19 protein-coding genes are annotated in these 21840 nt (G+C 42.7%); 11 read left to right on the forward strand and 8 right to left on the reverse strand.

Features of this window, described 5'->3' with window-relative positions; translation table 11 throughout:
- Positions 1 to 100 precede the first annotated feature (100 nt).
- From MAS10914_RS0103685 to MAS10914_RS0103700, 5 genes are all read right to left on the reverse strand, one after another.
- Entirely contained in the window at positions 101 to 1048 is a 948-nt protein-coding gene (locus tag MAS10914_RS0103685; RefSeq protein ID WP_017314549.1) for an FTR1 family iron permease, read from the reverse strand.
- A 139-nt stretch (positions 1049 to 1187) separates the two neighbouring features.
- Positions 1188 to 2222 carry a ComEA family DNA-binding protein gene (locus MAS10914_RS0103690; protein ID WP_026082315.1) on the reverse strand — a complete coding sequence of 345 codons (1035 nt, stop codon included), beginning with the start codon at positions 2220 to 2222 and terminating at the stop codon, positions 1188 to 1190.
- 555 nt (positions 2223 to 2777) lie between these two features.
- A complete protein-coding gene (locus MAS10914_RS35295; protein WP_232224099.1) occupies positions 2778 to 2945 on the reverse strand; it encodes a hypothetical protein in 168 nt (55 codons plus the stop codon).
- Between the two features lie 217 nt (positions 2946 to 3162).
- Complete coding sequence (locus MAS10914_RS0103695) at positions 3163 to 3666, reverse strand: transposase family protein (protein ID WP_017314551.1); 504 nt, start codon at positions 3664 to 3666, stop codon at positions 3163 to 3165.
- Positions 3667 to 4135: 469 nt separating this feature from the next.
- The gene (locus MAS10914_RS0103700) at positions 4136 to 5158 is read right to left on the reverse strand and encodes a multicopper oxidase domain-containing protein (RefSeq protein ID WP_017314552.1); all 1023 of its coding nucleotides are present in this window, start codon (positions 5156 to 5158) and stop codon (positions 4136 to 4138) included.
- A 510-nt stretch (positions 5159 to 5668) separates the two neighbouring features.
- Between MAS10914_RS0103700 and MAS10914_RS0103710 the strand changes: the two genes are divergently transcribed.
- The 5 genes from MAS10914_RS0103710 (at position 5669) to MAS10914_RS31975 (ending at position 11994) form a co-directional block, all read left to right on the forward strand.
- Complete coding sequence (locus MAS10914_RS0103710; protein ID WP_017314554.1) at positions 5669 to 6388, forward strand: energy-coupling factor ABC transporter permease; 720 nt, start codon at positions 5669 to 5671, stop codon at positions 6386 to 6388.
- 103 nt (positions 6389 to 6491) lie between these two features.
- Positions 6492 to 6806, forward strand: coding sequence for an energy-coupling factor ABC transporter substrate-binding protein (locus MAS10914_RS0103715; RefSeq protein ID WP_017314555.1), 315 nt, complete (start codon positions 6492 to 6494; stop codon positions 6804 to 6806).
- Positions 6790 to 7602 carry a cobalt ECF transporter T component CbiQ gene (gene cbiQ, locus MAS10914_RS0103720; protein ID WP_017314556.1) on the forward strand — a complete coding sequence of 271 codons (813 nt, stop codon included), beginning with the start codon at positions 6790 to 6792 and terminating at the stop codon, positions 7600 to 7602. Before MAS10914_RS0103715 ends, cbiQ begins: the two co-directional genes overlap by 17 nt.
- Complete coding sequence (locus MAS10914_RS0103725) at positions 7577 to 8407, forward strand: energy-coupling factor ABC transporter ATP-binding protein (protein WP_017314557.1); 831 nt, start codon at positions 7577 to 7579, stop codon at positions 8405 to 8407. Before cbiQ ends, MAS10914_RS0103725 begins: the two co-directional genes overlap by 26 nt.
- 182 nt (positions 8408 to 8589) lie before the next feature.
- Entirely contained in the window at positions 8590 to 11994 is a 3405-nt protein-coding gene (locus MAS10914_RS31975; protein WP_017314558.1) for a tetratricopeptide repeat protein, read from the forward strand.
- Between the two features lie 413 nt (positions 11995 to 12407).
- Here MAS10914_RS31975 and MAS10914_RS0103735 read toward each other — a convergent pair whose 3' ends face one another.
- Both MAS10914_RS0103735 and MAS10914_RS36090 read right to left on the reverse strand, forming a co-directional pair.
- On the reverse strand, positions 12408 to 14672 hold the full coding sequence (locus MAS10914_RS0103735; protein WP_017314559.1) for an alkaline phosphatase family protein: 2265 nt from the start codon (positions 14670 to 14672) through the stop codon (positions 12408 to 12410).
- Between the two features lie 19 nt (positions 14673 to 14691).
- The gene (locus MAS10914_RS36090; protein ID WP_269635042.1) at positions 14692 to 14826 is read right to left on the reverse strand and encodes a hypothetical protein; all 135 of its coding nucleotides are present in this window, start codon (positions 14824 to 14826) and stop codon (positions 14692 to 14694) included.
- A 685-nt stretch (positions 14827 to 15511) separates the two neighbouring features.
- On the opposite strand from MAS10914_RS36090, the gene MAS10914_RS0103745 reads away from it, so the two are divergent.
- The 4 genes from MAS10914_RS0103745 to MAS10914_RS0103765 all read left to right on the forward strand — a co-directional run bounded on the left by MAS10914_RS0103745 (position 15512) and on the right by MAS10914_RS0103765 (position 18605).
- Positions 15512 to 16435 carry an energy-coupling factor ABC transporter permease gene (locus MAS10914_RS0103745; RefSeq protein ID WP_017314561.1) on the forward strand — a complete coding sequence of 308 codons (924 nt, stop codon included), beginning with the start codon at positions 15512 to 15514 and terminating at the stop codon, positions 16433 to 16435.
- Positions 16428 to 17090 (forward strand): energy-coupling factor transporter transmembrane component T family protein, encoded by a 663-nt coding sequence (locus tag MAS10914_RS0103750; protein WP_017314562.1) that lies wholly within the window; start codon positions 16428 to 16430, stop codon positions 17088 to 17090. Before MAS10914_RS0103745 ends, MAS10914_RS0103750 begins: the two co-directional genes overlap by 8 nt.
- Positions 17091 to 17170: 80 nt before the next feature.
- The gene (locus tag MAS10914_RS0103755) at positions 17171 to 17893 is read left to right on the forward strand and encodes an energy-coupling factor ABC transporter ATP-binding protein (RefSeq protein ID WP_017314563.1); all 723 of its coding nucleotides are present in this window, start codon (positions 17171 to 17173) and stop codon (positions 17891 to 17893) included.
- A gap of 235 nt (positions 17894 to 18128) precedes the next feature.
- On the forward strand, positions 18129 to 18605 hold the full coding sequence (locus MAS10914_RS0103765) for a hypothetical protein (protein WP_017314565.1): 477 nt from the start codon (positions 18129 to 18131) through the stop codon (positions 18603 to 18605).
- Between the two features lie 303 nt (positions 18606 to 18908).
- Here MAS10914_RS0103765 and MAS10914_RS0103775 read toward each other — a convergent pair whose 3' ends face one another.
- Complete coding sequence (locus MAS10914_RS0103775; protein ID WP_017314567.1) at positions 18909 to 19208, reverse strand: Ycf66 family protein; 300 nt, start codon at positions 19206 to 19208, stop codon at positions 18909 to 18911.
- Between the two features lie 546 nt (positions 19209 to 19754).
- On the opposite strand from MAS10914_RS0103775, the gene MAS10914_RS0103780 reads away from it, so the two are divergent.
- Entirely contained in the window at positions 19755 to 20426 is a 672-nt protein-coding gene (locus MAS10914_RS0103780; protein WP_017314568.1) for a DUF1361 domain-containing protein, read from the forward strand.
- 182 nt (positions 20427 to 20608) lie between these two features.
- Positions 20609 to 21787, forward strand: coding sequence for a baeRF7 domain-containing protein (locus tag MAS10914_RS0103785; protein WP_017314569.1), 1179 nt, complete (start codon positions 20609 to 20611; stop codon positions 21785 to 21787).
- Positions 21788 to 21840: the final 53 nt, after the last annotated feature.

A 21840-nucleotide genomic window follows, 5' to 3' on the forward strand; every position in this document is an offset into this window, starting at 1 on the left:
TCCTTCTTTATCTGTATCATAGTTTTAGTGAATTGGTATTAGTTGTTAGTTGTTTTTCCTACTATCCACTATCCACTATCCACTACCCACTATCCAGTCTCTATTTTTGTGCAACTGGCTGATTTTTAGCACTAGCACTTCCTGTACCCATGATGCTGCGGAAATACAAACCACCAACTGTTACCAAAAACACAACATATCCCACTGCTTGCACAACATAAAGATATTGTCTATACCCAAATAAGGCTTTAAGAACAACGCCAGGGAACTGTTCGTCGGGCAAGATATTGGAAGTATTCCAAACCATTGGACCCAAGATGCAAGAGTGAATTTTAGTAAACCGTTCGTAATAAAAACAAAGACTTTCTGAGGCGCGATTGCTCAGAGCAAGGGTAGCAAAAGCTTCGTCAAACTTATGCAAAGCTGTCACCACTAGCCCAGCCACAATCAACACTAAGAAAACGCCCATGACCTGGAAAAATTGGCGAATGTTAATTTTAACGCCCCATTGAAATAACAGCACGCCAATTGCAGCCGCGACTGCAATCCCACCAAGAGCACCAAGGCTAGGAATAAGACCCTGTTGAAAGTTAGCAGCGATGAACAGAACAGTTTCAAAGCCTTCGCGCACAACGGCAACAAATACTAAAGTAAAAACACCCCAACCAGCATACGAGTCTTGCTTTAGGGCATCTGTTAGCGCTCCTTCAACCTGAGCCTTCATAAATTTGGCTTGTTTGGTCATCCAAATGAGCATCCAGCTAAGCATAGCAATTGCTAACACGCTGAACACACCTTCCATCAATGGCTCAACCACTGATGAATATTGGGGATTAATTGCACTTAGTGCTTGAACTATCCAAGTGAACAAAAAACCTATCAGTGCGCTGACAACGATGCCAACGCCGACACCAGCATAGACCCAAGGGCTTAGTCGCTGTTGTTTAGCTTTTTTTAGCAAAGCTAGCACAATGCCAACTACGAGAGCAGCTTCTACTCCTTCTCGGAGTGTAATCACAAAAGTGGGTAAGGCAGCACTAAAGTTCATTTTTTGTCCTTTGTCCTTTGTTATTAGTTATTAGTCACTTGATTTTTACTAATAACTAATGACTAATAATCGTTAGTTGAAATCGCGTAACATCTTTTTCAGTTCAAGATTATGCAACTCTTCCTGACCTACCATATTACTATCGCTGCGCTTGAGTGTTAGAGTTGTCAATCACTTTTTGAGAATTTTGCTCAATCGTTTTCACCAGCTTGGTGACATCTTCGGGAGTCTGAACTGGTTTAGCTGGTGGAATGGCAGAGGGCCAAACTTTTGTCAGTTCAGCCATACTAGTTTCAATCGCTTTGTGTTCTTCGGGATGCTCTTGAGACATTTTGCTAGCAATCCCTTTGTATAAGTCGTTAACGTAGTTGACAAAGCCACGGGAGTCTTGATATTCAATGGCTGCGGAAATTTTCCCATCTGCGATCGCCGCACCATATTCTGAGTTAGCTGCATCTAGCAAAGCGTTCATCACCTGTAGCACGAATCTAGGTTGCGAGCGTTGAGCTGCTGGTAAAGCTGTCATCGCGCTATCAACAGATTGCATGGAAGAGGCAAAATCAGTTTTAACTTTGGCACTTTTAGGGTTAGATTTGACGAAATCTTGCAAACTAATTAAAGATGTCTTAAATTCTTTGACTTTGCGCTCATTTAATTGCTCTTCTACATCAACATAAATCTCTTCAACCGGATGTCCAATATGAGGTTCTGCCTGTTTCGGTTGATTCTGATCCAACAGTTCTTTTGCTACCAAAAGGTGTCCTTTCATTAACCCCAGTTTGGTCATGTAGTCAACATCTTTTGCTTCCCCAGCGAGCACCACTTCCTGAACAGTTACCTGGTCTTTTATTTGGTCAAATTGCTCCTGGGTAATCACCTTTTTAGAAACCAAGTCCTCAGGACTGCTATAAGGACGGCTTGCCTGAATTTTATGTGATAATGCCGGAACACCAAGCTGTGCCTCAAACTTATCCAACTCTGACAGAATAGCACTGTTGATGTTGATTTGCTTTTTGCTGCTGTGTCCGCTGTGACTAACTGCCTCAGTAGTTGGGGAGCTGGAACTAGCAGTTGGTGCGGTTGACTTTTGTGCGGTTGGCGTATCGGCACAAGAACTTAGAGAGATGATTGCCGCAGTAGCAAAAGTTAGACTAATGTAACGGAATTTTATCATTTTTGCTCCCAGAAGTGTTTGAAAGGTCATCATGAAAACATTTCAAATTTTTGTCAGTAGATGAATTTGACAACGTATTGTGGATTTTGCTATGATACTTTCTCATAAATGAGATTCTTTTGCAACTACTTTATCAAAAGTTAAATTCAATTTAATAAAATTGTCAAATATTACAGCACATTGCAAGTAAATGAAGTACAACGCGCGTTGTCTCAAAGCCAGACGCAGAGCGAATTTTACTTCTGACTCCTGACGGATGTATTCTGCTGTATATTAAAAATATTCCTAATTAATATCTGAAAGAAAAAGAAAATCCCCTTGTGATACCTCATTCGGTATCACAAGGGGATTATATTTACAACTGGGAAAAATTGAATACTCTATGTTAATTTTTCAGCTTATGGCTGAAAAATTCTTTAATTGATGAAGCGTTGTTTCAATTTGTCGTCGAGTATTAAAGATTTTACATAACATCGGCAAAAATTTGCCTTCTAACTGAAAATAACTGTTATGAGAGTAAAAATCCCTACAAAAACCCACAGACATCTGTACAAGTCATGCTGCAAAACCGTCGATTGTTCTAGGATGCAATAGGTTAAAGAAGGGCAAAAAGAGAAATATCCCAGTAGACAAAATGCTCAATGCATAAACTGACATCTTGGCAATATCTAACGGCTTGGGAAATTCCCTCAAAATTGAATCAACAACTGAATTTCGTACCATAACAAATCCTCATTTGGTGTTCAAGGAATAACTATTGATGATGGAGGGAAACTTTAAATTAGGAAGTCTTTCCCAGGAGGGAAATCGGATGACTTGGCACTTAAGAGAAACTTCTCTAAAGTGCGCTTTTTACTTGCGTTTTATTCGCTTATTTGAGCATACATATTTTCCCGTAAAAAGTCTACAGGCAAAAAAATAATACAGTTATTATTTGACATTATGGTGATAATTTTTGGTTATCTTTTCCGTAAGTCTCATAGCAAAACATCTTTTTACTTAGTTCAAGGCGGTGCTGTTTTTTTCGCTTTTGACTTATGTAGTTAAAAATGTTCTTGATTTGCTCAACACCAAGGTGTTGCTGTTGGCTAATTTGCTCAATATTGGTATGATTGATTTGCGAGTAAATCTTTTCCTCATATCTTTGTGTGTACTTTCTACGCCAATCGATAAACTGTAATCGCTCAGTAATGTAGCACTGGCATACTCTGCAATAGAATTGACGACGTGGTAACTTTAGGTAAACATCTTTACCACCTACTGGTAAATCCCTAACTACAATTGGTCTGGTTTGATGTAATTCTTTCGTGTAGTTACGGCAATGTGGGCAGTTCGTACCTTCAGCTAAAACTTTTAACTGAAAAGAAAGTGAATCCTGAGTAGCATCCCAAGATGCTACGGTTACACTAGGTAAATTTAGTAAATGTGTGAAATGTCTGTTCATCGGGAAAAGTCACCAGATATTACATTAGGCAGCATGAATTTCTGACTCACTGGTGCTGTTATTGCTGAGTCATTGCAGAGTCAAGTAAGGGTTGTTTAGGGAACCTGTAGATAGAGATTGTTTATAAACAAGCTTTGCTCCTTATAGGAGTTGTTAAGATGCACGCAGTTGTTGTCACCCCTGACTCTTGCATATCCCTGACAAATTTCTAGTCAAAATTTTCTGTGGTAGTAATGCGTTTGTCACGATACTAAAACAAGTTTTACCACATAGAACGGTAAAATCTCTCATAAATAAAAAACAATGATAAATAATCATTCCATGCACGGGTAAGTTTCGTATCGTTCCCAAAACGGCTACTGTGGGCGTTGTGGGAAGTCACCTACGCTATATATATCTGCTTTGAGATATCTGCAAAGAAGCTAAACTACAGCCGTACGGGCGCAATGCGTTGCGCCCCTTCCCTAAATCAGGAACTTTTTGTCATCTTTTGAGAGTTACTCTCAGCTACTACTTCAAATTGACCCATGCATCCGTTTTCTGCGATCGCATCTTGATGGGGATGAAACATATACTTACCCGGATAGCGAAAGGCAAATTCCAAGATGTGCCGTTCGGCTGTCCCCATTGTGATGACATCGCTTTCAAAAGACGCTTTGGTGGTCATTCCTGTGGGATAAACTTTAAAAAAGTTGGCGTGTAGGTGAAACGTTGCTACTGGATCATATTCAATGATGTTAAGCACGTACAGCCGAATCAACTGATTTTGGTAAATGCGGATAGGATGATCCATGTAGTAGTGGGGCAGACCGTTGAAGGCATAATATTCATTACGGTTATCATCATTCACGTCATACCCAGCCATAACTAGTACTATCTCATCCGCTGGAGGACGCGCAGTGGGGGGATCGATGATAAACATTCCGTACAACCCTTTAGCAACATGACGGGTGACTGGCTCAATGTGGCAATGGTACAGATGAACGCCATAGGGTTCCGCGTCAAATTCATAGATCGTTGCTGCACCGTGGCGAACTGGACGAATGCCATCCATATCTGAGGGGTGGACGCCATGAAAATGTAGAGAGTGCGAATGTCCCGCCTGGTTGAAAAACAGTACGCGCACGCGATCGCCCTGTTTTGCCCTTAGTGTCGGTCCTGGTATGTGACCATTTAAATCCCAAATATTGAAAGAAACAGCACTATTGAGCTGAATAATGGAAGTAGCAGCAGTCAAGCGAAATTCTCGAATTATACGCCCATTTTCCCGCTTTAGAGTACCATACTCGAATTCCCGCACCATCTTGGAGGGGGTAGCCAAATCAGAAGTAGCCACTGTCTCCACGGGTGGTACTTTTACCTGTGGCTGGCTTCGGGAGTTGAATATTTGCCATGACGCCGCACTAGTCACACCAGCACCTACTAAACCTAGCTTCAACAGATGACGACGGCTTATAAGTTTTTCTTTATCTAAAGTAAATATATTAGGCATGGTGTTATCGAAAGTTTGCGGCAAAAGAAAATTGCAAATATTTTGCAATTATTCACTAATCGAATCCTAAAAGAATCAATAATTATTGTCAATCTTTCTCAAATATGCTAAATACAATGATAATTATTATCATTGTGAGAAACTGGATTTCTCCCTTAACGTTGCAATCCGCTAATACAACCCTGAAAAGTCTGGTGAAAAAATTTTCATTTTTTCTTTATTGTGTCCTGTAGTCACATGGATTTCATTGTTTTTGAAACTACAGATTATGAAAAGGTGTATGATGCATATTCCCCAGTAGGTAAAGGCAAAATGGTAGCCAAGACCTTTTTGCTATCCGACACCTCCCCACACTTGGCTGAAAAAGTGGGAACCTTTACTTGCAAGGATATTTCTTGAGTCAAAACGCCCACCGATCTACACTAAAAGCTTTAGATGCTGTAGGTACTTATTGTGTCGAGAATTATTCCCAAAACAAAAGGCACATCAAGGTTAGTACATCTCATCTTGATGACGGCTAGTAGCTTCTACTTAATTGTGTGCCTACCTAAACCAGCCTATGCCATGCACATAATGGAAGGCTTTTTACCACCAGGCTGGGCAATTTTTTGGTGGGTTGTCGCATTACCATTTTTTGCGTTGGGATTGCGATCGCTCACTCGCATCACTAAAGCCACTCCTGAACTAAAATTACTCTTAGCATTGGCAGGAGCCTTTACTTTTGTGCTTTCGGCATTGAAAATGCCTTCAGTAACAGGGAGTTGTTCTCATCCTACAGGTACAGGATTAGGAGCAGTGCTATTTGGTCCTTTAGCCATGTCAGTGCTAGGTAGCTTAGTCTTGCTATTTCAAGCACTATTGTTAGCACATGGCGGTTTAACAACACTGGGAGCCAATGCATTTTCCATGGCAATTGTCGGACCATTTGTTGCCTTCTGGATATATCGATTGGTGATGCAAACTGGCAAGCAAAGGTTGGCGATATTTCTAGCATCTGCTGTTGCAGATTTGACAACCTATCTTGTGACTTCCGTACAACTGGCTCTTGCCTTCCCCACAGCTACGGGTGGTTTTATGGCATCATTTATTAAATTTGCAGGAATCTTTGCCGTAACACAGGTTCCCTTGGCAATTAGCGAAGGATTATTGACAGTCTTGGTATGGAATTGGCTTTCTAACTATGGTCGTCAAGAACTAGAAATGTTACAGCTCATTAAACCGGAAAGTTAGTGGATAGTGGATAGTGGATAGTGGATAGTAGATAGTAGAAAAAACAACTAACAACTACCAACTAACAACTACCAACTACCAACTAACAACTAACAACTAACTCATGACTAAGCAAAATCAAAAATGGAATAACTGGCTGTTGGTATTAGCGGTGTTAGTATTAACAGTCACGCCACTTATGCTAAGAAAAGGTGCGGAATTTGGCGGTTCAGATGGTCAAGCTCAAGAGGAAATAAAAAAAATACAGCCCCAATATGAACCTTGGTTTAATTCATTAATTCAGTTGCCTAGTAAAGAAGTTGAAAGCTTATTGTTCGCAGTGCAAGCAGCAGCAGGTGCTGGTGTGATTGGCTATGTTATAGGGTTATACAAAGGGCGCTCCGAACAAAGCAACAAACAAAATGAAAATTCAGATTGACACCTTAGCTTACACTAATCGCTTACGTTGGTTGCCACCAGAACAAAAATTGCTATTTGCTATTGCCTTGCTGATAATTGCTGCCTTTTCCCATCCACAGGTTCAAGTTTTGATAGCAGTTTGGATGAGTATTTGGACAGTTATCTATGCAGGGATTCCTGCTAAAACTTATTTGAAATTAGTTTATTTGGCTACTCTGTTTTGGTTAACTAGTTTACCAGCTTTAGTCATTAATGGAGTAGATATTTCCCAACTGCATTTAGTGCCAAATGACTCAGTCAGTGGGTTGACTTTTGGCTCTTATTATGTATACATCAGTCACAACGGTATTGAGCAGGGATTGACTATCTTAACGCGAGCGATCGCCTCTCTTTCCTGCCTGTACTTTATCATGTTAACTATCCCCTTTTCCGAACTTTTACAAATATTGCGTCGTGTCGGTGTTCCAGTGCTTTTAACCGAGCTTCTATTGCTGATGTACCGCTTTATTTTTGTCCTTTTAAATACCACTGCCGAGTTATGGACTGCTCAACAATCTCGTGGTGGCTACCGCACTTTTACGACTGGGATGAAAAGTTTAGCACTGTTGATTGGGCAATTACTAAAGCGAACTATAGAAAACTATCGTCAAGTTTCCTTGAGTTTAGCCGCACGGGGTTTTAGTGGAGAATTGCGGGTTTGGCATCCCCATCGCTATCATCAATCCAAGCGTTATACCATAGAAGCAATTGCCGGGTGTGCAGTATTAATAGGATTGGAATTGTGGAAATATGCAGGAATGGTTACTCGAATTTGAGCAGGTACATTACACCTATTCTGGCACACAACAATCGGCTCTCAATGGTCTGACGCTACGGATTCCTGCTCATAAAAGATGTGCATTAATAGGTCAAAATGGTTGTGGTAAAACGACCCTATTTTTGTTAGCTAATGGTTTATACAAACCTCAGAAAGGAGTTGTGCATTGGCAAGGCGAGCCACTAAAATATGACCGTAACTACCTCATGAAGTTACGCCAAAAAGTCGGGTTAATTTTTCAAAATCCAGAGCAACAACTGGTAGCCTCTACAGTGGAAGAAGATATTTCTTACGGGTTGTGTAATTTGGGTTTACCAGAAGCAGAAATTGAAAAGCGAGTCGAGCAAGCTTTAGTAGAATTTGGTTTAACTGAATTAGCTCAAAGACCAGTTCATCATCTTAGTTTGGGACAAAAAAAGCGAGTTTCCATAGCAGATGTGATGGTGCTACGACCTGAACTTCTGTTGTTAGATGAACCTACAGCTTATCTGGATAAGTTGCATACCCGTAACCTGATGGCAACCTTGAAAAAGATTCATGCATCTGGAACATCAATATTGATGGCAACCCATGACCTTGATTTAGTTTATCGCTGGGCAGATTGGATCTTTGTCATGGATAGAGGAAGACTCGTTTTGGAAGGAAAGCCGCAGGATGTGTTTACTCAACGAGAGATTTTAGAAGAATTACAGTTAGGAGTGCCACTTATATATGAAATGTTATTCGCTGACGGAGTCGCTGAAGAGGGACCCGTTTTGGAACGATTGCGGCAACGGATATTAAATTTGTTTCGCTACTTTTAAATAAAACTTTTTTGACTTTTGACTTTTGCACCGCACTACTCGTCGTCGTGGAGTTTTCCGTAATGACAGATATTTGTACTGAATACTCCTTTGAATGCTTATGTAGATGTTCACAACAACTACATATTAATGTGACGTATTAAATCAGTACCAGCCTTACAGTATCAATAAATGAGGGTGATATGACAGAAGACCGCAGTGCCAAAGTTGGGGGAAATGCTGACCGCAGTGCGATTATTACTGGAGATAGCAATACTGCTACTATCACTATCACTAACTACTATTACCATGAAAATACAACGGTAGTACCTATTGAATCTACTGATGTAAGTAACGAAAATCTTCCCTGTCCCTATCGCGGTTTGTTTCACTTTGGTCCCGATGATGCGGAGTTTTTCTTTGGACGTGAGGTATTTGTAGAAGAACTATTCGCGGCGACTCAAAACCGGAATTTTATACCCGTGTTAGGTGCGTCGGGAAGCGGAAAATCTTCGGTGGTGTTGGCGGGATTAGTGCCAAAGCTGCAAAAAGCAGGTCACTGGTTATTTACTCACTTCCGTCCCGGTTCAGAACCATTCCATGCTTTGGCTGAGGCGCTGGTTCCACTTTACGAGCCTGATAAAAATGCTACCGAACAAATGGGTCAAGCTCGTCAGTTAGCTGAATTTTTTGTGAATGGTTCCGTTCCTCTTCAAGATGTTTTCTCCAAAATTCAACGGAATTATCCCAATCATCGGGTTTTGTTGATTGCCGACCAGTTTGAAGAACTTTATACTTTGTGTGCGGATCAGAAAACTCGCCATAGTTTTTTAGATATCTTATTAGCCAGCTTTCAATCTTCCCCTGGCAAGACTAATGTGCTAGTTGCAACCATGCGGGCGGATTTCTTGGGGAATGCCCTCTCCTATCCTAAATTTGGTGATGTGTTACGAAATGCTGATGTCAAAATCAGGTCAATGAACCGTGAGGAACTTTCACAGGTGATTGTCAAGCCACCTGAAAAGTTGGGGGTGACATTTCAAGATGGACTGGTAAAACGCATTTTAGATGACGTGGAAGATGAACCGGGTAATTTACCTCTGCTAGAGTTTGCGTTGACGGAGTTGTGGAAACGGCGAAAGGGTAAACAGTTAACTCATGCAGCTTATGAGGAAATTGGTGAGGTACAAGGTGCGTTGGCTCGTCATGCAGATGAGAATTATGGTAAGTTGAGCGCAGCCCAGAAAGAACAGGTACGGCAGATTTTCATCCAATTAGTGCAACCGGGTGAAGACAGACAAGATACGCGACGAGTGGCGACGAAAGCCGAATTGGGTGAAGAACGGTGGAAATTGGTGACACAGTTGGCGGATGATCGATTAGTCGTCACCAGTCAAAATGCAGCTAACCAAGAAACTGTGGAAGTTGTTCATGAAGCATTGATTCGTAATTGGGAAGAACTGCGACAATGGATGAATGCAGACCGTAGCTTTCGCGCTTGGCAAGAAAGACTGCGGTTCGCAATGCTTCAATGGCAAAAAATGCAACGGGATGAAGGGGCATTGTTGCGGGGTGCAGTGTTAAAGGAAGCGGAAGAAAAGCTGGAACAACGCCGAGAAGAACTGAGCAAAGGAGAGCAAGAATTTATTCAAGCTAGCGTAGCACTGCGACGAGGTGGTAAGCAGCGAATTTACTTGAGTTTGGGGGGGATTGGGAGTATCCTTTTACTGGCGGTGGGGTTTTGGGGTTGGTTGAATTATACAACTCCGGGGCAATTGACTCAAATTCGCTGGAACTTGCGTGATGTGAGTCAGCGGACGAGTTCTTGGTATCAATTTAAAGCGGCTGTCGCCTTTGCTGAGGATGAAAATCCAGATCAAGCCTTAAGACTTGCCAACCAGATTCAGGATTCCTCTGACAAAGCAAGAGCCTTAAGTTTCATTGCCCAAGCCTATGGCAAGCTCAACCAACCCCAAACAGCCGCTGATTTGCTCACGCAAGCGATCGCCTCTGCCAAGAAGATTCAGGATTCCCAATACAAAGCCCATGCCTTAAGAGCCATTGCCCAAGCCATTGACAAGCTCAACCAACCAGAAATTGCCGCTGCCTTGCTCGATAAAGCACTCGCCTCTGCCAACCAGATTCAGGATTCCTTTTACAAAGCAACAGTCTTAAGTGCCATTGCCGAAGCTTATGGCAAGCTCAACCAACCCCAAACAGCTGTTCTCTTGCTCGAAAAAGTGATCGCCTCTGCCGACAAGATTCAGGAATCCTATAAGAAAGCCGATGCCTTAAGAGCCATTGCCCAAGCCATTGGCAAACTCAACCAACCAGAAATTGCCGCTGCCTTGCTCGAAAAAGTGATCGCCTCTGCCGACAAGATTCAGGAATCCTATAAGAAAGCCGATGCCTTAAGAGCCATTGCCCAAGCCATTGGCAAGCTCAACCAACCAGAAATTGCCGCTGATTTGCTCACGCAAGCGATCACCTCTGCCGACAAGATTCAGGAATCCCGTAACAAAGTCGATGCCTTAAGTGCCATTGCCGAAGCTTATGGCAAGCTCAACCAACCAGAAATTGCCGCTACCTTGCTCGAGGGAGCGATCGCCTCTGCCAACCAGATTCAGGATTCCCGTTACAAAGCCGATGCCTTAAGTGCCATTGCCCAAGCCATTGGCAAGCTCAACCAACCAGAAATTGCCGCTGCCTTGCTTGAGGGAGCGCTCGCCTCTGCCAAAGCGATTCAGGAATCCCAATACAAAGCCGATGCCTTAAGTGTCATTGCCCAAGCCATTGGCAAGCTCAACCAACCGGATAAAGCCGCTGATTTGCTCAAGCAAGCGATCGCCTCTGCCAAAGCGATTCAGGAATCCCAATACAAAGCCGATGCCTTAAGAGCCATTGCCCAAGCTTATGGCAAGCTCAACCAACCCCAAACAGCCGCTCCTTTGCTCGAGGGAGCGATCGCCTCTGCCGACAAGATTCAGGAATCCCAATACAAAGCAAGAGCCTTAAGTGCCATTGCCCAAGCCATTGGCAAGCTCAACCAACCAGAAATTGCCGCTACCTTGCTCGAGGGAGCGATCGCCTCTGCCAACCAGATTCAGAATTCCTCTGCCAACCAGATTGAGGATTCCAGTTCCAAAGCAAGAGCCTTAAGAGCCATTGCCCAAGCCATTGGCAAGCTCAACCAACCCCAAAAAGCCGCTCTTTTGCTCGAAAAAGCGCTCGCTTCTGCCAACCAGATTCAGCATTCCACTTACAAAGCCGATGCCTTAAGTGCCATTGCCGAAGCTTATGGCAAGCTCAACCAACCCCAAAAAGCCGCTCTTTTGCTCGAAAAAGCGCTCGCTTCTGCCAACCAGATTCAGCATTCCATTGGCGCAGTCAATATGTTGAGTACCGAAGCTGATCGCAAAGCCGATGCCTTAAGTGCCATTGCCGAAGCCGCAGCGAACCTGAAAAACTGGGAACAGGCACTGAAAGCTACGCAACAATGTCCCAGTGACAATTGTAAGGTGGAATTGCTGGCGAAAGTTTTAACGGTTCATGTGGAGCAGCAGCATCCTGAGTTGAAGGAGGAGAAGGAGAATGAGGAGGAGGAGTGAACTTTTTTCAAACAGCGGTAATTAGCGAACTGACAAGTTTACGCTTGTGCGATGCTTTGGAGGAGACGCCTTAACTCCATAACAGTGCGATTACTTACTGAGCAGCATATTTTACAATCTACCGGAAAAATATATACTCAATTTCTATCAAAATCTCAAATACCAACTTATTTTCCCAGAACACATATAAAAAACCATATCAAATAACACCGTGAAAAAAATCCTCATCCTCTGTGCCAACCCTAAAAACACAAATCATTTATAACGGGAGATAGTAGCACTGCAAACGTCAATAATTCATGAGCATAAAATTGCAAAAGTCAAATTTTTGAAAATGAAACACAGATGAATTATCAGTGTTCATCTGTGGTTCCAAAATTCATCAACTGGACTTTTGCAAGAAGTCTATTCAACTATTTGAAAATCGCTTTCCCCTGCACTGTTCGTGCTGGCTTAACGTCCAGTAATCTTAGGATGGTTGGTGCAATGTCAATATTACGCACCTGCTCCAACTGACCAGGTTGAATGTCTGGACCAGCTGCATAGAAAATCGCACTCATATTTGGCAGAATTGGGTCATAGCCGTGTGCGCCGTAGAAATTGGGCACAGATAATACAGGACTACTAGAGGCGGTGTCCCCCAAACGCTGCACTACTGGAGTTTGAGTACCGTCGAAGTTGTAACCCTCTGTGAGTAGGGCAAAGACATCACCGCTATCTTGACCAATGAAATCGCTGGTGCTTAGACCAAAAGAGGAATCATTCAGGTCTTTAGGGATAGGTCGGGTATAAATTTTGTCAAAGACAGGGACATTACCACCATAGGCATAGTATGAGTTGCTGTCTACAAAGGACTTGAGCGCATCTGCTACCTTTTGTTGCAGAGTAATGTACTCTTCACGACTCACAGTACCATTAGGTTCTCGTCCCTCCAGGTTAATGTAAATGTTGACCGCAGGTCCGGAGGAAACAGCTCGAACTTTGTTGGAGTCGAAGCCTTGGTTGCGAAGGAAGTTATTGATATTGACCGCTGTGTGGAAGGGGTCAAACCCGTGGTCGGAAACAACAATGATATTGCTGTTCGGTCTGCCTTGGTCATCAGTACCAACGGCATCAATCACTCTTTGCACTGCGCGATCAGCTGCTTGATAAGCTGCTTGTATATAGCTTTGGTAACGGGCTATCTTCTCCTGATCTTGACCTTGTCCAATTGAGTTAGGATCACTGGGATCAGTTGCTTGACGTGAGTCAGTAATGAAAAATTGGTGTTCTGCACCATCGGGTTGCTGGATGTAGAGCAATGTCAAGTCAGCATCGGGGTTCTTGCTGATTGCCCGTAAACCAACACGAGATTGGTAATCAACGAACGTCCGAACTTGGTCTTGGTAAACAGCTTCTAATTCCGTGTCAGAAAAGTTCTCCAGTCCACGGCTGAGTCGCTCAGTGATACGATAGTCAGGCTCGGGTGCCCAGAAACCAACATTATTATTGATATCATCCACATCCGCTAGTACTGCTGAGTTTCTTGGGATGTAGTTAGCAGAGTAGCGAACGAAACGAATAGTGGATAAGTCAGGTGCTAAGGTTGTCACGTAAAAGGCAGTTCCTGCTTTATTGGAGCTGCCCTCTAAGTAGAATCGGCTGGATTTTTGGTCACTGGCGCGCACGTAAGCAGGTCCAGTGGAAGGCAAGCTAAAGGGACCTGGCTGGATACCTTGAGTGTCATCAAAGAAAACCAATGTATCGTAATCAACTTGGTTATTATTGGTGGTATCGAGAGCTGCCGCCTGAATATTGTAATTTACCCCGCCAACTGTAAACGTATCAAAAGATTTGTTGGTTTCCAAAACAGGGCTGTAGGACACTTTGCCAGCTCCTTGCAGCTGGTCAAGAATTGTTTGGGAAGCAGAAGCAAAGTCTTCTGCTGTCAGGCTAAAACCTCGCGCTCCAGTTCCAGCGAAGGTTCCGTAAGGTATTGTATAATCTACAGTCCTTTTACTGGCTGACTGCACAATTGGGCTGTTTGTTAAACCTGGGACGGTGATATTTGCTCCATCTGCGCCCGGAAATGTGGCAGCAAGAACTTTTTTGCCATTTTCTCTCAAAGCTAGCCACAGTGGTTCAGCTGTTGGATCTACGCTTTCAGAAGGTCCATGAATATCAAATTCGTAACCGCCGATCGGGGCAGCAAAACCGCTAATATTCTGGTTAAACGGACTAGCAACTAGATGGAATGAGTTGGCGTTGATATCGTTGTTTGCTGCTGTAGAGCCTGTTCCAATCGCGATATGTGCGGGAGCAGTAAGAGATGGAGTGATTGTAATATTTTGTTGAGCAGCAACTCCCTGGCTTTGCAGTAACCCTATACCTTGACTTTGGCTGAGTACTCCATCGGTCAGGTATTGGTTAACCAATCGTGGTGTTGCACCATCCAAGGAAATCACAATAACCTTGGGAACTTTATTCTTGGGAACTTTACTCTGAGAAACCTTGTTGACGAAGCGCCCTGTCAATTTGCCATCACTAGTGTATGTATTGGGAGAACCTCGATGATTAGGGCTGGTTGCGATTGTAGTTAGCTGGGTAAAGGAAAACCCTGTCGCAAATAGGAATGCACAGAGCAAGCCAACTGCAAACCAGATCAGTGTTCGTAGAAGACCTCTCAAGAATTGAATCATAAACACTACCTTGTTATCTCTAAAGCAGATTCATTAACAAGCCGATGTCCAGTAACAGCCCATGGAGACAAATGTCTCTAGAACCCAATGCCAATTCTGCCGAGAAGCGGCTAATTCGCAGTGCAAAACCTGCCAAAGTCGATCCTTGTGCCACTGCAATGCTTTGGCTATATGAATGACGACATTGGCAGATCGGTAAATAGAAATGCGATCAAGAAATACTATAGGTTATCTTTGGAACAATCTGTGCAAAAAATGGACTCACAAACTTGATATTTGCTGTATTAGCACAATTTGTTTTGCATATGTCACTGTTAATGGTATTAGACATCATGATGTAAGGTTGGCAGCGCTATACAATGCGCTGTCCGCAATCATTAAAATATCTATTTCAATTTGTTTTCAAAACTCTACTAATATCTGAGCAAATACTTTTTGGTATGATTCCTTCTTCTGCAATGGTTTGAGTTAAGCTTAGGACTTAAAAGTTGGATAAACAATATGGGATAGTTTGAGCAATTGTGGCAATGACAAAATGAAATCACCTTAGTATTCTGTCAAATTTGAGTTGAGGAATGCTAGGGATTTTATATCTCAATGATTTTTTGATAAACCATGAGTTACAGTTATTTTTAAAATAGATTACAAAAGTTTATAATTAATAATTTTAGTATATTGATGAAAAAATAAATTATTAAGCATTCTCCTTAGAAAGATTAGAAAATCCCCCATCAGGGCATTGCAAAAGGGTGGCAAAATTTGGTTTTTATGTTAATACAATGCGGTAATTACATTAATAGCTGTGTGTAATAAAGCACATAAAAACATAGGGGCACTTCATGCATATTCCTGATGGCTTTGTTTCTTTGCCAGTGGCTGCTGCTACCGGGTTAGCAAGTATGGTAGGACTGGGGATTGCCCTAGGGCGCTCACAAGACGCTTTTGGTATCCGTCGCGCTCCTGTTCTTGGTTTAACCACTGCGTTTATTTTTGCCGCGCAGATGATTAACTTTCCTGTCGCAGGTGGGACAAGCGGTCACTTATTAGGAGGTACTTTGGCAGCGATCACTTTGGGTAGCCCTTGGGCTGGTACTTTGTGCATCGCTACCGTTTTAATTATTCAGGCTGTACTATTTGCTGATGGTGGGATCACAGCCTTGGGAGCAAATATCTTTAACATGGCATTGATTGGAGTTTGGGTTGGCTGGGGGTTAACTCAAACCTTACAACGACTGTTTGGAGGGCACAGAGGACGTTTACCCGTCGCTGCTGGCATTGCAGCTGGCATCAGTATCGTGGTAGCAGCGGTAGCTTGTGCCATTGAGTTAGCCCTTTCTGGAACGGCACCCCCACTGCTGGTTTTACCAGCAATGGCAGGTGTTCACATTTTGATTGGCGTTGGCGAAGGCTTAATTACCGGGGGTGTGCTGGCTTACCTCGCCACAGCACGACCAGACTTGTTACCAGGGAACCAGGAGCAGTTTAAAGGGTGGGTTGTACCAGTGGTGAGCATTTTTTTAATTGCTGGTGTATTGTCACTTGCAGCCTCAGCATCGCCAGATGGTTTAGAAAGGGTTGCTGAAAACTTGGGCTTTATCAAATTGGCAGAGAATGTACGAGTGCAAGTGCCAACGCCTTTGGCTGACTATGGTATAGAAGGATTGGGATTAATTGGCACGAGTATTGCTGGAATTGTCGGGTCTATCGTTTGCTTTGGCGTTGCCTTTGGTATTGCACAATTAGTCAGACCGAATAATGCTTAGAATTTCTCTACCGTTACGCCTGCAGCTGTCCTTAGTTATAGTTGTGGGGTGTGCGTTCCTCAAGCAAAATGCTTGGTACTGCTTAGGTGCATATGGAGCGATCGCACTGTTGTGGGCTGTCCTACTGCGCGTACCTATTCGTAAACTGACAGGATTACTAGGTACAGAACTTATTTTTCTTTCATTGCTGGCGTTACCTTTGGGATGGCAGCGAGCTAGTTTTTTGCTAGTTCGTTCTTTGATTTGTCTGATAACAATGAATAGCTTTTTGTTAACTTTGCCGCCTCACAGTTTTGGCATTGCCCTCAAAAGCTTACCCGTACCCAGAGCATTAAAAGAAAATTTGTTGTTGGCTGGACAATACATGGAAATTTTGCTTGGGGAAGTGACGCGAATGCAACGCAGCGCGCAACTACGGGGTTTGAATGGTCCAGCTGGATGGCTGCGCTACGCCAGTGCAGCTATGATAGGAGCTTTGTATCTCCGCAGTCTGGAACGAGCAGAAAGAGTCTACGCAGCAATGGAAGTTCGTGGTTATAATGGACAGCTACCAGTAGACGCGACATTAAGACCAAAAGAGCATTTTGCAGTGGCGATGATGTGTGCCGTAGCTCTTTGTGTGACTGTGGCTTCCTATACCAATTTTGGATTTTAGTCCTCAGTAGGATGGACAACGCCTACTCATCAAATAATCTAAGCCAGGGAATTCAGATAATTAACAACTAACAAACTAGAATGTCACAAGTAGGGGTCGCGGTTCAAAACTTAGTGTATGCCTATTCAAACCAGGAACCAGTTTTACGAGAAATCTCTTTTACCTTAAATGCAGGCGATCGCGTTGCACTCATGGGACCGACTGGTTCTGGTAAAAGTACCTTGCTAGAGAACCTCATCGGCTTAAAACAACCCCTCTCAGGGACAATTTGGATCAATGGCATCCCAGTCGAACCGAAAACCCTACCACAAGTACGCCGTAACATCGGGTTTAGCTTCCAAGATGCCAACGACCAACTCTTTATGCCAACCATCTTAGAAGATGTGACCTTTGGACCGCGCAACTACGGTGTACCACCAGCAATAGCAATTGATAAGGCAAGGCATCTGTTAGCTGATTTTGGATTAGAAGCTTACGCCAACCGTTCTGCCCACGAACTTTCCGGTGGACAAAGACGTCTTGCCGCCCTAGCAGCAATTTTAGCGTTAGACCCTGCAATTTTGATTTTAGACGAACCCACCAACGGTCTTGATCCAGCGTGGCGACGGCACTTAGCTCAAGTTTTGTTAAAGTTGCCGGTGCAGGTGATGTTAATCGCCTCCCACGACCTACACTGGCTCAGTAAAGTGACTCAACGCGCTTTAGTGCTTTCTGGCGGTCGGATTGCAATAGATAGTGAGATTCAACCTCTATTGCAAGAAGCTGATACCCTAGATACGCTGGGTTTACCTCCAGATTGGTGATGAGTAGAGACGTAGCATGCTACGTCTACTACTAGTCCACCAAAGGAACTTTACCTAATTTGTAGTCAGGACTAAAGTCCTGAAAAAACGATAAATCGCTTACTTCGAACTCCACAAACTTTGTTTGGTAAACCACTACCCCAATTTGATTGAAATATCTCATGACTGGAACAGTCGTTAAATATACTCCATCATTGAGTACTATTATTTGAGTTTTATGAGTACTAGGGTATAGATGTCTGTTTTACGTAAATATACAGTTATTGTTACTATTTGCTTGAGCTTAGGTTTGTTAGTAAGTGCTTGCAATGACAGCAAAGTCGCTCAATGTCAGCGATTGATTGATGCTGTTAACAAAGGAACTGACCTGATTGATAAGAATAAAGCGCAGCAGGTGACAACGAGCTTGCAACTTTCCAAAGATTTGGAAGCTGTTACCAAGGAAATCAAAGATCTGAACTTGAAAGACCCCAAGCTTCAAGCATTTCAGAGCCGTTTTGTGAAGGTCTTTGAGACTTTTAGTCAATCAATTGCCAAAGCAAGTCACGCTCTTAACACAGCAAAGACTGCACAAGCCTCATCAGAGGGTATGGTAAAAGTTCAAAAGGCGAGAGGAGAAATCGATACAGCCTTGACAGCAGCTACAAATGCTGCCAAGCAGTCTGATACCCTGGCATCTCAGGTTAATAAGTACTGTAGCCAATCAGAATGACATCAACGGGATTGTAGTAGCGTTTAAGCGCTGTTGATCGCCAAATTATTTGACCTGGTGACAGATTTATGTAATATAACGTAATATGAACAAATCTACAAAACTCCAGTTTGAAGACCTGCTAAGAGAAGGCGAATCACAGCTTAAATATGAGATGAAAAAGCATTGTAACGACAAAATAATTTTGCAAAAAGAGAGCTTAATTATTAGGTAAATTCAGTTATCAAACGAGGTAATGATCTGAACACTCTGGCGTTTTCATCACTGTCTGGAACATCAAAACAAGTGCCATCAATAATAAAGTTATCTATCTCTTTTTTGGACGACGATCCTGATATGAGAAAAAATATCTTTGATGTTCAAATAAATAACGGAGACAATTAGTAAAATTTGACCGAATTGCAAAATAGGGTCGAGTCGCCATCCCTGATAAATAAGGATAAAACTGCACAACAAACAAACTAGAGCTAGTAAAATATCTTGAAATAGATTCCAAATACGAAAAGGTCGCCGAAACGACAATCCTAGAGGTACAAGTAGCAAACCAAATAGCGCCAAAAAGATCGCCGAAATACTGGCTGAATTAGCTCCAAAATTTAACATATTGAATTTCCTTAATAGGTTTATCAGTACATAGGGGTATCAATACTGTGTAAATAACAAATAATTGTCTTAACACATTAAGTATATATCCTCCGTGAGGAGGATATCCTTGTCCAATCATTAGCGTACAAAATTAAGGCACGGTCGCGTCGTTTGTTTCGGTTGCCCTGGCGATCGCCTCCTTCCCCTGTCCCACACACGATTATCATTTTCGTTTAAATTGTTTTGAGTATTTTAGCTGATTGACAAAATAAACTTTATTCTAACCTCTCACGAGTGCTTTTTCATTAACTGTTACTTTGCGATTTTTAGCTAATCCACTATCTGTTGAGTTTCCCGCATCCCGCGTATTCCTATGAGAAATTACTCTATGGAAAACTTGATTTCATATATGCATTGGCTATACTAGTGACTTAGCTTGCCTGAGTGACCATTTGGTCAGTAACCATTTTCTACCACCTAATACAGTTTCGATAGTCAACCAGCTAGCTTATAACTATACAGGGAATCCCCAGAATCATTCACACGTCTTCTAAGGAAGCAGCTATGAAAGCAGAACCAATGGAATTAATACCCAGAGTAGTGCAAGTCTTACAAATCAATATGCGTTGGATGACTTGGAACTTATTTCTAGCTTTTATACCTTTGGCTTTGAGCTTTTGGTTGTTTCGCACCAAGCGTGGGCGGTCTTGGGTGTGGTGGCTGGGATTTGTAGTTTTCTATGCTTTTTTACCGAACGCACCTTACCTGTTGACTGATATCATTCACCTGATAGAAGATATTCGGACAATTGATTCAGTGTGGATGATCACCCTTGTCCTTATCCCGTTGTATATACTAGTGATTCTGGGTGGATTTGAAGCTTACGTTATATCTTTAATTAATTTAGGTTATTACTTACATCGTATTGGGAAAAGCCAATGGATTTTGTGGGTTGAATTAATTACTCATGCTCTCTGCGCCGTTGGTATTTATTGGGGACGTTTCTTGCGTTTTAACAGTTGGGATTTTGTGACTCAACCAGATGCCTTGCTTACCAAAGGTGTAGAGGAAATTGCTGGCAAACAACCCCTCGTGATTATTGGTATCACCTTTGGTATACTTGCAGCTTTGTATTGGATTATGAAACGAGTGACTTTGGGTTTTGCCAGGCAAGGACACAACAAGATAGCCATTAACTCAAAACGCACCAATTCAAACACACCTAACGCTGGATGAATGAGATTTTTATCCAAAAGTTTCGTACAGATTGCCTACCATAAGAAAGATGAAATTTAACCTTCATTGACGTGAAATAAATCCAGATCAATATAGTCAAAGGAGAAATTTCCCATAAGGCTGTTGAATATATCAGCGGTTTTGTTTGGAATTTCTACTTACTTTCATAGGAGGGATATGGCATGACATTAATTTCTAGAGAGGAAATAAAAACACTACTAGAACAACCAAAACAAAATTCCGTTTCAATTTATATGCCAATGCACCCAGCCGGACCAGAAGTTCGACAAGACCCTGTTCGCTTCAAAAATTTAATAAAAGAGGCTGAGGCTCGCTTAATTGATGCAGGTGTTGAACATAACGATGCGGTTGCATTGCTAGCAACAGCCCATCAACTAGATCGTTCGGATTTTTGGGAGCAAGTCGGAGAGCAAGGATTGGCAGTCTTTATTTCTAAAGATATTTTCCGCTACTATACCCTGCCTCACAACTTTGACGAGTTGGTCGTGGTAACAGACCGATTTCACATTAAGCCATTACTGCCAATTTTAAACGGCGATGGGCGTTTCTACCTGCTGGCTTTAAGTCAAAAGGATGTGCGGTTTTTTGAGGGAACACGCTATAGCATCCAAGAAGTAGAAGTGGAAAATATGCCTAAAAGTCTGGATGAAGCTCTCAATTATGATGAGACTGCCCAAGAGGGTCAGTTCCGCATTGCAACATCCAAAGGCGGAACCGCCAATTCTTTCTCACGCGCACAACCGGGTGCGTTTCACGGGCAGGGTAGTCCTGACAGGGACGAACACCAGAAAGACATCCTGCAATTCTTTCACGCTGTTAATGACGCATTGGAAGAGAAACTGCGAAACCAAACAGCGCCCTTGATGCTGGCTGGGGTAGAATATCTGATGCCCCTTTACAGAGAGGCAAATACTTACAAGCATTTAATTGAAGAAGGGATCACAGGGAATCAAGAGATTCTGAGCGCACAACAACTGCACGAACGAGCTTGGCCCATTGTTGAGCCATATTACCATAAATCGCAGCAAGAGGTTGTAGAGCGATTTAACGAATTGTTTGGCGGTAATACTGGCAAAGCATCAAACGAGATCAAAGAAATCATTTCAGCAGCTTATTACCAAAGAGTTGATTCATTGTTGGTTGCAGTTGGTCAGCAGCAATGGGGTCTGTTTAACCCAACCTCAGAAACCGTTTATTTACATCAAGAAGAAGAAACCGGCGATGAGGATTTGTTAGATTTCGCTGCAGCTCATACCTTGTTAAACGGTGGTACAGTCTATGCCGTTGCGCCAGAAGAAGTGCCATTTAGCACACCTGTTGCGGCAATTTTTAGATATTAATCCTGGTGTTGTATAAACATAAGCCCGCAGGCTAAAGCCTGGGGCTATGTAAA

Origin of the sequence: Mastigocladopsis repens PCC 10914 (assembly GCF_000315565.1) — a bacterium.
GTDB classification, from domain to species: domain Bacteria; phylum Cyanobacteriota; class Cyanobacteriia; order Cyanobacteriales; family Nostocaceae; genus Mastigocladopsis; species Mastigocladopsis repens.